We start from the raw sequence: 13,292 nt of genomic DNA, 5'->3' as shown, positions 1-13,292 counted from the left end.
ATAAATAAAAAGGGAGCTTCGGCTCCCTTTTTCATGGCTGATGGAGCTTAAATCCTGTGCCCCGGATTGTCGCAGGACAGCGCATTGGCGGCGCAGATAAGCGACAGATGACTCAGGCCGAGCGGCATGTTGCCGCGCCAGCCGCCGGTGCGGGTGTCGTACATCTCGTTAAAGATCTGCACGTTGCCGCTCTGGCACAAGGTATCAAGAATCTCTTTCATCTCCTCCTGCGCCTGGTCGCGCTTTTTCAGCTCCGCCAGCGCCTCGACGCGCCAGAAGGCGCAGGCCACAAAGGTGCTCTCTTCCGCCTCAACACCCGAATAGCGGTAGAGCATCGGGCTGTTATGGCCAAGCTCCTGATAAATCGCGTCGAGCGTTGCGAGCATTCGCTTGCGGTTGATCTTGCTGCCGTAATAGTGGGTGAGGCTGATGGCTGCATCGAGCGTCTCGCTGCCCGCATAGAAGGTGTATGCCTGGCGGCTCTCGCTCCAGCAGTGCGTTTCAATCCACTCGCTGATGCGGTCGCGTTCGCGCGCCCAGCGGCCTTTCCATGTCGGCTCGATATGACCGATATCCGCCAGCGCCACGGCCTGATCGAGCGCCAGCCAGCAGGCCATTTTCGAGTGCGTATAGTGACGCTCCTCGGGCAACTCCCAGATGCCGGAATCGGGCAGCCGCCAGTGGTCGGCGCAGCGGTTCGCCAGATGCCCGAGCAGGCGCGAGGTGGCGAGATCGAGCACGTGCCCCATCTCAACGAATAACCGCGCGGTGCCGAGCAAATCGCCATACATGCTCGGCTGAAACTGATCGCGCGCGTTATTGCCGACCCGCACCGGCTGCGTGCCCTGATAGCCTTCGAGCTGCGGATAGCGCTCTTCCGGCACCCGGCCGCCCTCCAGCGTGTAGCAGGCGCGTAACTGACCGTCGTGGCGAATAATCGTCGAGGTGAGCCAGGAAAACGCCGCCTTACAATCCTCAAGCGATCCCAGATAGACGAACGACTTGATAATCAGACAGGCGTCGCGCACCCACGCGTAGCGGTAATCATAGTTTTTTTCTTTGCCGATGCCTTCCGGCAGCGAGGTCGTGGCGGAGGCCGCCAGCGCCCCGGTCGGCGCGTACCAGAGAAATTTGAGCGCCAGCGCCGAGCGCTTCACGTGATGCTCAAACGGGCCATTCCAGCAGAGATTCTCCGCCCAGTCGCGCCAGGCGTGGTCGCTGGTTTCGATGCGCTGATCGATCTTCTCAAGCGGCGGCACCGCCAGCGGCTCTTTTTCGGTCGCCACCAGCGCTATCAGCGAGCGTGAGCCGGGCGAGGTGGTCAGCGTCGCGCGCATGCCCGTATCGTCGCAGTATTCGGTGTCCACATCATCGGAACAGCGCACGGCGATCATTAAATCGTCCAGATGAAAAATCGTCTTTTCCTGGACGTGATCCAGCCACGGCGAACAGGTACGGGCGCGCGTGCCGGGCCTGAACACCACGTTCAGACGCACATGGCCCTTGATGCCTTCGACGCGGCGCGCCATCTCGCTCCACGGCAGGCGGCCAGCGAATGTGCTGTTAATGGATTCGGTAATCAGCACCTCGCCGGTGGCGGTTTTATACCGCGTCTCCAGCACGTTGCTGTTCTCGCGGTAGCTGCGCGACATCTCCCACGCCTCTTCCGGCGTCAGCGCGAAATAGCCGCCCTCAGGCGCGTCGAGAATGCGGTCAAACAGCGGCGGAGAATCAAGGTTCGGCACGCACCACCAGTCGATAGCGCCGTCCGGCGCGATGAGCGCCACCGAGCGGCCTTCGCCGATGACGGCGTAATCGCCAAGGCCCGCGTAGCCCTGTTCGCGCGCGGGAGAGCGGTAGGTCTTATTTTTCACAGACGGGATAATCCTTTCTCTGGGTCAATACAGGCTTAACCGCCGCAAACCGGCGACGAAACGGTAATGTTTTAAGCGTAGACCATGAGAGCGCGGTCACAGTTTGACCAGCGAAGGGGGAGATGAAAAAACGGCCCGCCGGATGGCGAGCCGTGAGCGGCAGGATTAACGCAGATTGTTCGGGAAATCCGCGGGGAGTTCGCTTGCCGGGCAGGCGATGACGCTTTCGTCATTTTTAGCGCAGTCGCGCACAAAAGTGATGGTGGCGAATTCGTCGATCACCTCGGTCGGGTAGGCCGGGCCTGCGTCACGGTAGGCTTCCATCTGTGCGATATGGTCATTCTGGAAGCAGACGGTTTTCTTCGGATCGTTCATCACCCAGCGCGGGAAGAAAATCGTGCCGTGGAACAGGCGGTCGCCGAGGTTGGCAATCAGGCTGACGTCGGTGCCGGTCGGTTCGGTCCAGGAGATTTTATAGATGTTTTCGCCGACGCGGACGATATAAACACGCTGATCTTTCACCCAACGGTTGCCGACGATGCCGCTGTGGATGCGGTAGTCGATGGTGTTTTCATTTTTAATATACAGCTCGTAGTTCCAGCCGTTGTCGTAGGTGTAGACCAGATGTTTGCCCACAAAACCGCTGAGATCGTGTTTGTCAAAGTTACTCATTGTTGGCCTCCTTTGTTTCGTTGAGTACAGCTTAGGCCTTTATTTTTTTAATGAATAACGCTAATTTTGCATAAAATTGATTCAAAAATTCGATGAATTATGCATAAGACGACGCTCGAACAGTGGGCTTTGCTGGACAAAGTCGTGGAGGAGGGCAGCTTCGCCAGGGCGGCGGAAAGCACGCACCGCAGCCAGTCCTCGGTGAGCTACAACCTCGCGCTGCTTCAGGAGCGGCTTGGCGTGGCGCTGCTCGAAACCCGTGGGCGCCGCGCGGTGCTGACGCCCGCGGGCGAACTGTTGCTGACGCAGGTGCGCCCGCTGCTCAGCGCTTTTACCTGGGTGGAGGCCCATGCCGCAACGCTTCGCGACGGCGTGCGTACCCGGCTGGATCTGGTGGTGGACAACATTTTCCCGCGCGAGACGCTGTTCGCGATCCTGCGCGAGTTTCAGCGCCAGCATCCGTCCACGCAGGTGCAACTGACCGAAGTGCTTGAGAGCCAGAGCGACGCTATCGCCGCGCACTCCAGCGCCGATCTGCTGGTGCTTTCGCGCCGTGAAGACAGTCTCGGGCGCGGCGAATGGCTGATGAACGTGAACTTTGTGGCGGTGGCGCACCGCGATCATCCGCTGGCGCAGATGCCGGGGCCGATTGGCGAAGAGGCGCTCGGGCGCTTCGCCCGCATCCGGCTGGCGGGCAGTCAGACCCAAAGCCCCGGCGGCGCGCCGGAGCAGTGGGTCTTTTCAACGGTAGATGCGGCTATTGAAGCAGTGATGCATCAGGTGGGCTATGGCTGGCTGCCGGAGGCGCGCATCGCAGGCCCGCTCTCACAAGGGCTTTTGCGCGCGCTGCCGCTCGCCCACGGCGCGCGGCGCGCAACACCGCTGCATCTGATGGTGAAAAAAGATCTTCCCGTGCCGGATGCCGCGGTCAGTACGCTGATGGCGCTGTTCAGCCGTCTGCGCGAGGCGTAGCAGCGCGCCGGTTGCCGAGATAAATCAGCGCCAGCGCGACGGCGAGACACAGCACGGCGCCAAGACGGCTTAATGAGAACGGGATCGCCGCGTTGCCAAGCCAGCCGAAATTATCGATAAGCATACTCATGGCGAGCTGGCCGAAAATCACCGCCACCGTCGCGACCGCCGTGCCGATGCGCTGCACCGCCAGCACCATAATCACGATATAAGGCACGCCGCACAGCGCGCCGGTGAGTTGCCACTTCGGCACGTCCAGCAGCGATGTCGCGTGCGGCGGCTCAAAGAAGAAAATCAGCAGCGCGCAGACCAGCGCTCCCACGGAGAACGTCAGAAAGGCGCAGCGGAACACGCCGACTTTGCCGCCGAGCTGGCCGTTGATCGCCGCCTGAATACTGAGCAGCGCGCCGCCGATAATGGCGAGAATAATCATGATTGTCGTCATTGTGGTTCCTTAACTGTGGGCGACCAGCGCCAGGGCGGCGAGAATAAACACCAGCGCCAGCAGGCGCAGCGCGTCTATCGGGCGGCGCTCAACGCCGAACAGTCCGAAATGGTCGATAATCAGGCTCTTAAATACCTGACCGGCCAGAATGCCAATCATGGTCATGGCGATGCCGATAACCGGCGTGGCGACGGTGAGAATGACCACATACCCCGCGCCGAGCAGACCGCCGGTCAGCTGCCAGCCGGGCTGAGCGAAAAACGACGGGCTGTTGCGCGGGCTGTAAAACAGCATCAGCAGAAACGTGAGCGCCGCGCCGACGCCGAAAATGCTGAACGCCGCCCAGAAATCGCCGACTTCGCCGCCAAGCGGCCCCAGCAGGCCCGCCTCAACCGAAAGCCCCATCCCGCCCGCAATCACGAGCGCTATTAATAAAAGCTGCATGGTAATCCTTAAAAAAATGCCAGGCGGCGCAGTGTAGTGGAGCGCGGTGCGTTAAAAAACGCTACGATCGACGAAACACTTTTGCAGGAGTCGCACAGATGAACGAGAGCGGGGCCGTGAATATCCGCGCACTTCAGCTTTTTATCAGCGTCTTTGACGGGCAGAGTTTTTCGGCGGTGGCGCGCCGGGAGGGCGTGTCGGCGTCGATGATCTCGCGCACCGTCCGCCAGCTTGAAGAGGCGCTTGGTCAGCAGCTTTTCTACCGCAATACCCGGGCGGTGATCCCGACCGAAGCGGGGCGGCTGTTCGCGCAGTACGCGCGCGGCATTACCGAGCAGTTCAGCGAGGCGCGCCGCGAACTTCAGGACCGCTCGCTTGAGCCGTCCGGGCTGCTTCGCATCAACGCGCCGGTGTTCTTCGGGCAGCGGCATATCGCGCCGTGGTTAACCGGCCTTGCGGAGCGCTACCCGCGCCTGCAACTGGCATTAACCCAGACCGACGATTACGTCGACCCGCACCGCGACGCCACCGATCTTATCGTGCGTATCGGCACGCTCACCGATTCGAGCTTTCACGCCCGCGTGTTTTGCGAGCAGCGCTATTACTTCGCCGCCGCGCCGCGTTATCTGGCGCGCTACGGCGCGCCCGCCTCGCCGGCGGAATTTCACGCGCACCAGTGCCTGGTTTACAGCGGTTCATCGGGGCCGAACCGCTGGCTGGCGCGCAAACCCGGCGAGCCGTGGGTGCATTACCCGGTGAGCGCGCGACTGGTGTCAAACAACGCCCATTCGCTGCTGACCGCTGCGCTCGACGGCATGGGGCTGGTGCTGTTCCCGGACTGGATGACAGGGGAGTGGCTGGCGCAGGGGAAACTGGTGAAAGTGTTGCCGGAGTATGAGGCGGCGATTAATACCGAGGCGCAGCACATCGCGGCCATCTACCCGAACGCGCGCCACCCGCCGCTCAACGTACGCGCGGCGATAGACTACCTGGTAGAGGTCTTCGGCTCGCCGGTCTACTGGCAGCGCGACTGAGCCGCGCCCATAAAAAAGGGCCGCGCGGGGCGGCCCTTTTAGCTTTACGTCCTTTACGGCGGTTTATCGAGCGTCGGGCTCTGAAGCGCCGTTCTCTTTGTTCTCAGGCAGCGCGTGCGTGCGTCCCGGGCCTGCGGAGAAGGTGTTCCAGCAGGTGACAAAGAGCGCGGCGATAAGCGGGCCGACCACGAAACCGTTAATGCCGTACACCTCCAGCCCGCCGAGCGTCGCGAGCAAAATCAGCCAGTCCGGCATACGGATATCTTTACCCACCAGCAGCGGGCGTAGCAGGTTATCGGCAAGGCCAACCACCACCACAAAAAACGCGGTCAGCAGCACGGCTTTGATAATCGCGCCTGTCGTGAAGAGATAAATGACGGCGGGCACCCAGATAAGCGCGGCGCCGACCGCAGGCACCAGCGACAGAAACGCCATCAGCGATCCCCAGAGAATGCTCGCGCCAATACCCGCGAAGTAAAACGCCACGCCGCCAAGCAGACCCTGCACGATGGCCACCACGACGGTGCCTTTCACCGTGGCGCGCGACACCGCGGCAAAGCGGCGGAACAGCCGCTGTTTGACTTTATCCGAGAGCGGCACGGCGTTCAGCACTACCGCCACCAGCCGCGAGCCATCCTTCAGCAGGAAAAACAGCAGATAAAGCATGATGCCGAAGCCTATCACCACGCTGAACGTGTTGCGGCTGATAAGGAAAATACTGCCCGCCACATACTGGCTTCCCTTGAGCGCGACGCCGGAGATCTTCTTCTGAATGGCGGCGGCGCTGTCGAGATGGTTTTCCGCCAGCATCTGTTGCGCCCAGTCCGGCAGAATACGCACGCCATCCGCGAGCAGGGTCGGGAACGTGGTGTCATTGGCCTGCAAATCGGTGTACAGCGTATTGAACTCCCTGACCAGCGACGAGGCGACCACCGCCAGCGGCACAAACACCAGCACGCAGATAAGCACCACGGTTAAGAGCGAGGCAATATTGTTACGCCCGTTCATCATGTGGCAAAGGCGGCGCTTTACCGGGTAGAAGATCACGGCCAGGATAACCGCCCACAACACGGCGGAAAGATAGGGTTTTACAAGATTGAAAAACAGGATCGAAACGATAAACAGGATCAGGATAAAAAAGGCCCTGGACATCTCTTTCGAGTTCATGGTGCGTCCTTATTGTCATTAAAAGCAGCCGGATACTACAACGTCGCGGCATCCGCTTCATCCCGGAGGGTCTTACAACCGTAGCTGAATAGTGAAGGGTTTGTCGAAGGCGAGGAGGCGGGGGCCAGGAAAAGGCCCCCGGCAGGATCAGGTAACCGGCCACTGCGTCAGACGGATGCCGCGCTGCGGCGCGTTCTGCGCGAAGTCGCTCAGGACGGCTTTGACATCCGGATCGAAGTAGTCGGCGTTGTCATGCTCGGCAATCACCACACTCTTCTCCGGAATTTTATCCAGCAGCGCCTGTAAGCGCGGGTTATGCATAAACGTCAGGTTCTGGTGGATGCGCAGCACATAGTGATCGTCATAGCGCGCCAGCTGCAGCGCGTTGCGATGGCTGTGCCACAGGCTCAGCGCTATCTGAGCCACAAGGCCGATCCCGATACCGGCGAGCATGCCGAAGGCGATAATCCCGATAATGGTCGCGAGAAACGGCACGTATTGCTGGGCGCCTGCGCGGAACTGCTCCACGAACAGGTGCGGCGTGGCGAGTTTATAGCCGGTGTAGAGCAATACCGCCGCCAGGCTCGCCAGGGGAATAGTCATCAACACCTCGCGAAACCACAGCACGCAGATGAGCAGCAGCGCGCCGTGGATAAAAATCGACAGTTTGGTCTGCGCGCCGGTGCTGACGTTCACGGAACTCCTGACAATCACCGCCGTGATGGGCATCGCGCCCACGAGACCGGCCAGCAGATTACCCGCGCCCTGCGCCAGCATTTCGCGGTTTGGCGACGGCGGCGGGTTTTGCGGGCGCAGCTTTTTCAGCGCCTCCTGGCTCAGCAGCGTTTCCAGGCTCGCCACCAGCGCCAGCGTGACGGCCACCACATACACCGACGGATTGGTAAAGGCCTGCCAGGCAGGCGTCTCCAGCTCAGAGACCAGCGCGCCCAGGCTTGCGAACGCCGGCAGCGTGATAAGCGGCAGGCGTTCAAGCAGCGCGGGCGAGGTGTAGCTTAGCGCGAGGGTCGTGACGCAGCCCACCAGCACCGCCACCAGCGGGCCGGGGATCCACGCGAGGCTTTTCACGCGCCGGAGGGTGGACGAGCCCCAGAGCGCCATGAGCAGCAGCCCGGCGGCCGCCACCGCGATAGAAACTGGCGAGAACGTGAAGCCATCGCTAAACACCGCCATCAGGCTGTTTTCATCCGCCGCGCCGAGCGCCACCGGGATCTGCTGCATGATCAGCAGCAGGCCGATCGCCGCCAGCATGCCTTTAATCACGCTGCCGGGCACCAGGGCAATAAACCGCCCGGCGCGGATAAGCCCGAATACGATTTGCAGTACGCCCGCCAGCACCAGTGCCAGTAAAAACGCGGAAAACGAGCCGAGCGTTTCAATCGAGGCCACCACAATCGTCACCAGGCCCGCGGCCGGGCCGCTGACCGCGAAGCGCGATGGGCTCAGCGCCGTCACCAAAAGCCCGCCGATAATGCCCGTCAGCAGGCCGACAAAGGGCGGCAGGCCGCTCGCCTGGGCGATGCCAAGGCAGAGCGGCAGGGCCACGAGAAAGACAACCACCCCCGCCAGGCTGTCCTGGCGCAGCGTATTCATGTTCATACGGCTTCCTCCCCGGTTTGTTCCGTCAGCATTTCAAGATGGCCGGACGCCAGGTCGTAGACGCAGCCGTAAACATTCAGCTCCTGGCCGCTGCGCCAGATATTGCGCACCGTGCGGGTCTGCACCAGGCGGTTAAACTGCGCGATGACGTTGGCTTCCACCAGTTGATTAAGGGTTTGCGCATCCGGCGGCGATGCGTCGCGCCCGGCGATGTGCTCTGAGAGCGCCTCGCGCAGGTGGCTGATGCGCCGGGCAAGCGACGAGGACTCCTGCGCGAGGGACATCTGCGGCAGCGTCAGCGCCGCCTGCACGCCGCCGCAACCGTAATGGCCGCACACCACAATGCGTTTTACCTTGAGGTAATGGAGCGCGTATTGCAGCACGCTCATGAAATTGTCGTCGTCGGGGTCAATCATATTGGCGATATTACGATGCACGAACAGCTCGCCAGGGTGCGAGCCGGTCAGCACTTCAGCCGGGACGCGGCTGTCGGAGCAGCCAATCCAGAGCGAGTGCGGCTGCTGCTGGTCGAGGTGTTTGCCAAAGTAATCCGGGTCCCGTTGAAGACGCTGTTGCGCCCAGCTACGGTTTTTGGCCAGAAGAGGTTTTAATGTGGTCAAAATGCTGTCTCCATGAGGATCCAACGAGCCGAATATTGACTGCCGGTAATGGCATTCTCCGTGGACTCGTTACGACGAAATTAATAAGTAGCACTCTTCAGTGATATTTATGTCTCAGGAAAATCCTATAAGAGAAATTAAAGTTTAAAGGTTTATCAGCTTTGTAAAGTTTTAAAAGTTATGGGTAAGTAAATGCGAGTGGCGATAATAGAAACAGGAAAGTCATCAGGAATGAAATAATTAGCGTGATGATAATCATCTCAGATAAGCTATTGTTATTTTGTGGTTAATTCAGCAGGTGATTAAATTCATTTGCCAATAATACTACGCAACAATATAGTCACGCAGGGTTTTACGTATTGGGTTAATTCGTTTTCCTGATAATAAGCGTTACTTATGTTTTAGGTGTAAGGGAAATTGGCAATCTCTTTTCTGGCGGCCTCTCCATCAGGCAGCTCACCATTGCCTGGCCGTGTATTGTGGCGAATACTCATTCCTTCACGTCAGCAACCGCCGCGGCTGTAAATACGCCTGTGTAATGGCGAGCGTAACCCAGGCCTGGCAAGGAGAACATCATGATCGGTGAGCTGACCTGGCGCACCAGCGCCGGTTTTCTGGAGGATTTCCTGAACGGCGATGTGATAGCCAGTAATGACGGCATGCCTGAGAGCGGCGCCAGCCTGGTGCAGCTCATCCGGCGCGAGCGCGACAACCCCGGCGTGACCGTGCCAGCCGTGGCGGAGCCGCTGCTGGTATGGATCGTCTCCGGCCAGGCGCAGGTCAGTGAACGCGAAGGCGCGGGGGAATGGGAAACGCGTCTCGCGCGGCCCGGCACGTTTTATCTCACCGCCACCACGACGCCTTACGATATGCGCTGGACGCTGGCGGAGGGCAAGCCTTTTACCGTTATGCATATTTACCTGGCGCTGACGCTGCTGGATGACGCTTTCCGGCTGTGCCACGGCATTGCGTATGCGCAGGGGGAGATTGACGATGTCGCCGCCGATGCCGACCCGCATCTGGATAAGCTGCTCGGCTGGTGCTGGCAGGAGGTTGCACACCCGCAAAAAGGCAGCGGCGCGATACTTGCGGGCGCGTTAAAAAGCCTGGCGGTGTATCTCGTCAGGCATTACGGCAGAGCGCGGGGAGAGCGCGGCACGGCGCGCCCTCATGCGCTGCCCGCCTGGAAATTGCAGAAGGTGAAACAACATTTGCAGGCGAATCTCGCCGCGCCGTTTCATCTGCCGACGCTCGCGCAGATGTGCGGCATGAGCAGCTGGCACTTGTCGCGGCAGTTTAAACAGGCGACCGGGATGTCGCCGTCGGAGTGGTTTATTCACCAGCGTATTCAGCGGGCGTGCCGTCTGCTGCGGGAAACGTCGCTCCCGGTGATTGATATCGCCTGCGAGGTGGGGTACGCCAGCCACAGCCACTTTTCACAGGTGTTCCGAAGGAAAACCGGAATGCAGCCGGCGGCGTACCGCCGGCGTTAGCCCTCAACTGACCGGCACCGTCATGCCGCCGTCCGCCATCACCACCGCGCCGACGATAAAGCTCGCGCGCTCCGACGCCAGAAAGGCGGCCACTTCGGCTATCTCATGCGGTTCGGCGGCCCGCCCGATGGGCGCGCTCTGGCCGTGCCCCGCCAGGAATTCGCGCCCGTCCTCCCGAAAGTGATTGAGGATATTGGTAACGACATCGCCCGCGCCGACGGCGTTAACGCGAATGCCGTGCGGGATGCCCTCAAGCGCGGCGGTGCGGGTGAGCTGGGCCAGCGCGCCTTTCGAGGCGGCATACGCGGCGATGCCCGGAAACGTAAAGTAAGACGCATAAGAGGCGATGTTGACGATGGCCCCGCGGCCCTGCGTGGTCATCTGCTTCATCGCCTCGCGGGTATGTAAAAACGCGCCCGTGACGTTCGTCGCCATCTGCCACTCCCACTCCTCGCGGCTCATCGCCTCGATGGGCTTGTACAGAATGCGCCCGGCATTATTGATAAGCACATCAAGTTTGCCGAAATGGCTGACCGCCAGTTCGACCGCGCGCTCCGCCGAGCCGTCCACGGAAATATCCGCCGCCAGCGGCACAATATTCTTCTGCGCCAGCGCATTGACCTCAGGGTTGATATCTTCGGCGATAATCTTCGCGCCGCGCTGGTGAAACAACGTCACCAGGGCTTTACCGATCCCGCTCGCCGCGCCCGTTACGATAACTACATTGTTTTCAAATTCATTTTGTAAAGACATTGTTTTTCTCCGGTGTTATGTGGAGCGTTAGTTATAAAAGACGTGGAAAAAGGGGCGGCGGGGGTTTTGCTGAGACTGTTGCGATTTTGCGTTTACTTTGGGCCGTCCATGACAGCGCGCGGCGATTATGAGAAGGTAGACAGATAAATCATGCTACACACAGGGACAATAACCATGGCAGGGAATCTTCTCATCTGGCTGATATCGTCGGCGTTGTTGCTGGCGTATTTCTGGTTTGTGACGCTCAGAAAACCGTTTAAAACGGTGGGTAAGCACTTTCTTATTCTGCTCGGCGTCCATCTGGCGCTCAGTATCACCGCCATTCAGTTAAAAAAATCGGGCCATTTTTTGCCAGCCGAATACCGCACGGCGGGACTGTGGTTTATCAAAAGCTATATGGCAGTAGTTGCGGTGTTAATGATTAATTTTTTCGCGTCGCTGGCCGGGCAGGGTGTCGCGAAAATGGCCGCGTTTCATGAAAAATATAACGCCGACAATCTGCACCGTCAGCCGCTACGCGCCTTTCTGCGCCATCAGTCCGGTATCGTCTGGGGATACAGAGCGCTGTTTATCGCTGGCGGGATTTACATGCTGTGGGCGCTCTGCTTCCGGATGGGGTTGTAGGCCGCAAGTCGCCCCCTTAAATTTCGCAGGTTCGCAAGCGCTTTTTTTTATGAAAGAAAAATAAAATTTTATTACCGCTAAAAAACATCGTAGCGAAAGTAACCGATTATTTTGACGGATTGAATGAAAAAGCGCCGATATCTGTCGCTCACTGCGCTGACCAGAATCGATGAATAAGATAAAACTTAACCATCATCATAATTTTTCATAAAATCCGCGTTAAAAATGTCTGCGGGCCGTGAGCTTCAGCGTAAACTGCGTTTTCGCCAGGGATGCTACGTAAATACCAGACTGGAGGTGAATATGTATTCCTTTATCGCCAGGCAGCCCATCTTTGACGCCGCGCTAAATACCGTCGCGTATGAGCTGCTTTATCGCAATGGATTGACCAATACGTTTCCGCTGGTGACGGAAGAATACGCCACCAACCATCTGCTTGCGGAGCAGTTCCTCGTCACGCCGCTGCAACGCCTGGTGGGGCAACATACATCATATATTAATTTTCCTCATGAGATGATCGTCAACGGCCTGGCGCAAACGCTGCCAGCGGAAAAGGTGGTTATCGAAATTCACCAGAATGCGGCCCCGGAACCCGAGCTGTTAAAGATGGTGCGTGAGATGTACTACAAAGGGTTTCGTTTCGCGCTCGATAACTTCCGCCTCAGCGACGCATGGGCGAATTTTCTGCCGTATGTCACCATTATTAAGTTCGATATTCAGGCATTAACACCACAGGAAGTGTCAGCCTTTATCCGTGACAATAATATCAGCCAGCGTAAATTACTGGCGGAAAAAGTCGAAACTCGCGAACAGTTTAACCTTTACAAAGAGATGGGGTTCCAGCGTTTCCAGGGGTATTTTTACGGCGAACCGGAAATGATTAAGACCCGTAAACTGCCGGAGCAGCAGATGTTTATTCTGCAACTGCTGAATGAAGTGGTGTCGGCAAACCCGGATATGCGCAAAATAGAAGAGCTGATCAGCCGCGATGTGGCGATTACGTATAAGCTGATGCGCTATGTCAATAACATTAAATATAAGATTAATCATCACGCCAACGCGGATGTTCTGCCCTTTCGCAATATTCTCTATTTCTTAGGATTAAGCGAGCTGCGCCGCTTTATCGCGATCCTGGCGGTGACGCACAGCAGCGAACCGGCGGTGACGGAGCTCTTTAACTACAGCCTCGCCTGCGGGCGATTCTGCGAAATGGCGGTAGCGCACACGGGCGCCGAGATCGATGAAAACGACGCCTTTATCGCCGGGCTGTTTTCGCGGCTGGATATTATCCTCAGCGTGCCGATGGCGGTATTGATTGAGCAGATAACCGTACCGGCAATTGTGCGCGAGGCGCTCTTAAACCGTGGCGGCACGCTCGGCGCGCTGCTGAATCTCTATGAAGGCTATGAGCAGAATCACTGGCAGGGCGTTACGCAGGGGATGAAACAGCTCAATATGAGCGAAGCGCAGGTGACGCAACTCTTCCTCGAAGCGGTGGAGTGGGGCGACAGAATTATTTAATCCCGGCACCGCCGCCTGAGTCTGCCCGGTTGCGGTGCCAAACGTGCAACTTCCGG

13 protein-coding genes are annotated in these 13,292 nt (G+C 58.8%); 5 read left to right on the top strand and 8 right to left on the bottom strand.

Translation table 11 applies throughout. The features are described from left to right. Positions 1 to 47: 47 nt before the first annotated feature. Together AB8W27_RS16230 and AB8W27_RS16225 are read right to left on the bottom strand one after the other, a co-directional pair. Positions 48 to 1,874 carry a glycoside hydrolase family 15 protein gene (locus AB8W27_RS16230; protein WP_041923240.1) on the bottom strand — a complete coding sequence of 609 codons (1,827 nt, stop codon included), beginning with the start codon at positions 1,872 to 1,874 and terminating at the stop codon, positions 48 to 50. Positions 1,875 to 2,039: 165 nt separating this feature from the next. Beyond that, on the bottom strand, positions 2,040 to 2,546 hold the full coding sequence (locus AB8W27_RS16225; RefSeq protein WP_007763039.1) for a phenolic acid decarboxylase: 507 nt from the start codon (positions 2,544 to 2,546) through the stop codon (positions 2,040 to 2,042). Between the two features lie 99 nt (positions 2,547 to 2,645). Here AB8W27_RS16225 and AB8W27_RS16220 point away from each other — a divergent pair, with 99 nt between their 5' ends. Continuing rightward, positions 2,646 to 3,518, top strand: coding sequence for a LysR family transcriptional regulator (locus tag AB8W27_RS16220; protein ID WP_012815450.1), 873 nt, complete (start codon positions 2,646 to 2,648; stop codon positions 3,516 to 3,518). Here the strand turns inward: AB8W27_RS16220 and AB8W27_RS16215 are convergent. Further along, a complete protein-coding gene (locus AB8W27_RS16215) occupies positions 3,496 to 3,963 on the bottom strand; it encodes a DMT family transporter (RefSeq protein WP_041923241.1) in 468 nt (155 codons plus the stop codon). The genes AB8W27_RS16220 and AB8W27_RS16215 overlap by 23 nt on opposite strands. 9 nt (positions 3,964 to 3,972) lie before the next feature. After that, on the bottom strand, positions 3,973 to 4,407 hold the full coding sequence (locus tag AB8W27_RS16210; protein ID WP_007763088.1) for a DMT family transporter: 435 nt from the start codon (positions 4,405 to 4,407) through the stop codon (positions 3,973 to 3,975). Between the two features lie 98 nt (positions 4,408 to 4,505). On the opposite strand from AB8W27_RS16210, the gene AB8W27_RS16205 reads away from it, so the two are divergent. Beyond that, complete coding sequence (locus tag AB8W27_RS16205; protein WP_012815453.1) at positions 4,506 to 5,441, top strand: LysR family transcriptional regulator; 936 nt, start codon at positions 4,506 to 4,508, stop codon at positions 5,439 to 5,441. A gap of 63 nt (positions 5,442 to 5,504) precedes the next feature. Here AB8W27_RS16205 and AB8W27_RS16200 read toward each other — a convergent pair whose 3' ends face one another. From AB8W27_RS16200 to AB8W27_RS16190, 3 genes are all read right to left on the bottom strand, one after another. Next, the gene (locus tag AB8W27_RS16200; RefSeq protein WP_012815454.1) at positions 5,505 to 6,608 is read right to left on the bottom strand and encodes an AI-2E family transporter; all 1,104 of its coding nucleotides are present in this window, start codon (positions 6,606 to 6,608) and stop codon (positions 5,505 to 5,507) included. A 147-nt stretch (positions 6,609 to 6,755) separates the two neighbouring features. Beyond that, on the bottom strand, positions 6,756 to 8,219 hold the full coding sequence (locus tag AB8W27_RS16195) for a SulP family inorganic anion transporter (RefSeq protein ID WP_282899755.1): 1,464 nt from the start codon (positions 8,217 to 8,219) through the stop codon (positions 6,756 to 6,758). A gap of 2 nt (positions 8,220 to 8,221) precedes the next feature. Further along, positions 8,222 to 8,845, bottom strand: coding sequence for a carbonic anhydrase (locus AB8W27_RS16190; RefSeq protein WP_004385706.1), 624 nt, complete (start codon positions 8,843 to 8,845; stop codon positions 8,222 to 8,224). Positions 8,846 to 9,420: 575 nt separating this feature from the next. Between AB8W27_RS16190 and AB8W27_RS16185 the strand changes: the two genes are divergently transcribed. After that, positions 9,421 to 10,338 carry a helix-turn-helix domain-containing protein gene (locus tag AB8W27_RS16185; RefSeq protein WP_041923242.1) on the top strand — a complete coding sequence of 306 codons (918 nt, stop codon included), beginning with the start codon at positions 9,421 to 9,423 and terminating at the stop codon, positions 10,336 to 10,338. A gap of 3 nt (positions 10,339 to 10,341) precedes the next feature. Here the strand turns inward: AB8W27_RS16185 and AB8W27_RS16180 are convergent, their stop codons facing one another. After that, on the bottom strand, positions 10,342 to 11,091 hold the full coding sequence (locus AB8W27_RS16180; protein WP_012815458.1) for an SDR family NAD(P)-dependent oxidoreductase: 750 nt from the start codon (positions 11,089 to 11,091) through the stop codon (positions 10,342 to 10,344). A 174-nt stretch (positions 11,092 to 11,265) separates the two neighbouring features. Here AB8W27_RS16180 and AB8W27_RS16175 point away from each other — a divergent pair, with 174 nt between their 5' ends. Continuing rightward, positions 11,266 to 11,715, top strand: a complete 450-nt coding sequence (locus AB8W27_RS16175) for a hypothetical protein (protein ID WP_012815459.1) — start codon at positions 11,266 to 11,268, stop codon at positions 11,713 to 11,715. A 303-nt stretch (positions 11,716 to 12,018) separates the two neighbouring features. Then, on the top strand, positions 12,019 to 13,236 hold the full coding sequence (locus tag AB8W27_RS16170; protein ID WP_041923243.1) for an EAL and HDOD domain-containing protein: 1,218 nt from the start codon (positions 12,019 to 12,021) through the stop codon (positions 13,234 to 13,236). Positions 13,237 to 13,292: the final 56 nt, after the last annotated feature.

Source organism: Cronobacter turicensis, from assembly GCF_041222865.1.
Taxonomy (GTDB): Bacteria; Pseudomonadota; Gammaproteobacteria; order Enterobacterales; family Enterobacteriaceae; genus Cronobacter; species Cronobacter turicensis.
The sequence above is the reverse complement of the archived record's forward strand: the minus strand, read 5'-3'. Positions and strand labels throughout refer to the sequence as shown.

Excerpts from the sequence above, each read along its gene's own strand:
- AB8W27_RS16225 (WP_007763039.1), bottom strand. The coding sequence starts at position 2,546 with ATGAGTAACTTTGACAAACACGATCTCAGCGGTTTTGTGGGCAAACAT.
- AB8W27_RS16220 (WP_012815450.1), top strand. The coding sequence starts at position 2,646 with ATGCATAAGACGACGCTCGAACAGTGGGCTTTGCTGGACAAAGTCGTG.
- AB8W27_RS16215 (WP_041923241.1), bottom strand. The coding sequence starts at position 3,963 with ATGACGACAATCATGATTATTCTCGCCATTATCGGCGGCGCGCTGCTC.
- AB8W27_RS16210 (WP_007763088.1), bottom strand. The coding sequence starts at position 4,407 with ATGCAGCTTTTATTAATAGCGCTCGTGATTGCGGGCGGGATGGGGCTT.
- AB8W27_RS16205 (WP_012815453.1), top strand. The coding sequence starts at position 4,506 with ATGAACGAGAGCGGGGCCGTGAATATCCGCGCACTTCAGCTTTTTATC.
- AB8W27_RS16200 (WP_012815454.1), bottom strand. The coding sequence starts at position 6,608 with ATGAACTCGAAAGAGATGTCCAGGGCCTTTTTTATCCTGATCCTGTTT.
- AB8W27_RS16195 (WP_282899755.1), bottom strand. The coding sequence starts at position 8,219 with ATGAATACGCTGCGCCAGGACAGCCTGGCGGGGGTGGTTGTCTTTCTC.
- AB8W27_RS16185 (WP_041923242.1), top strand. The coding sequence starts at position 9,421 with ATGATCGGTGAGCTGACCTGGCGCACCAGCGCCGGTTTTCTGGAGGAT.
- AB8W27_RS16180 (WP_012815458.1), bottom strand. The coding sequence starts at position 11,091 with ATGTCTTTACAAAATGAATTTGAAAACAATGTAGTTATCGTAACGGGC.
- AB8W27_RS16175 (WP_012815459.1), top strand. The coding sequence starts at position 11,266 with ATGGCAGGGAATCTTCTCATCTGGCTGATATCGTCGGCGTTGTTGCTG.
- AB8W27_RS16170 (WP_041923243.1), top strand. The coding sequence starts at position 12,019 with ATGTATTCCTTTATCGCCAGGCAGCCCATCTTTGACGCCGCGCTAAAT.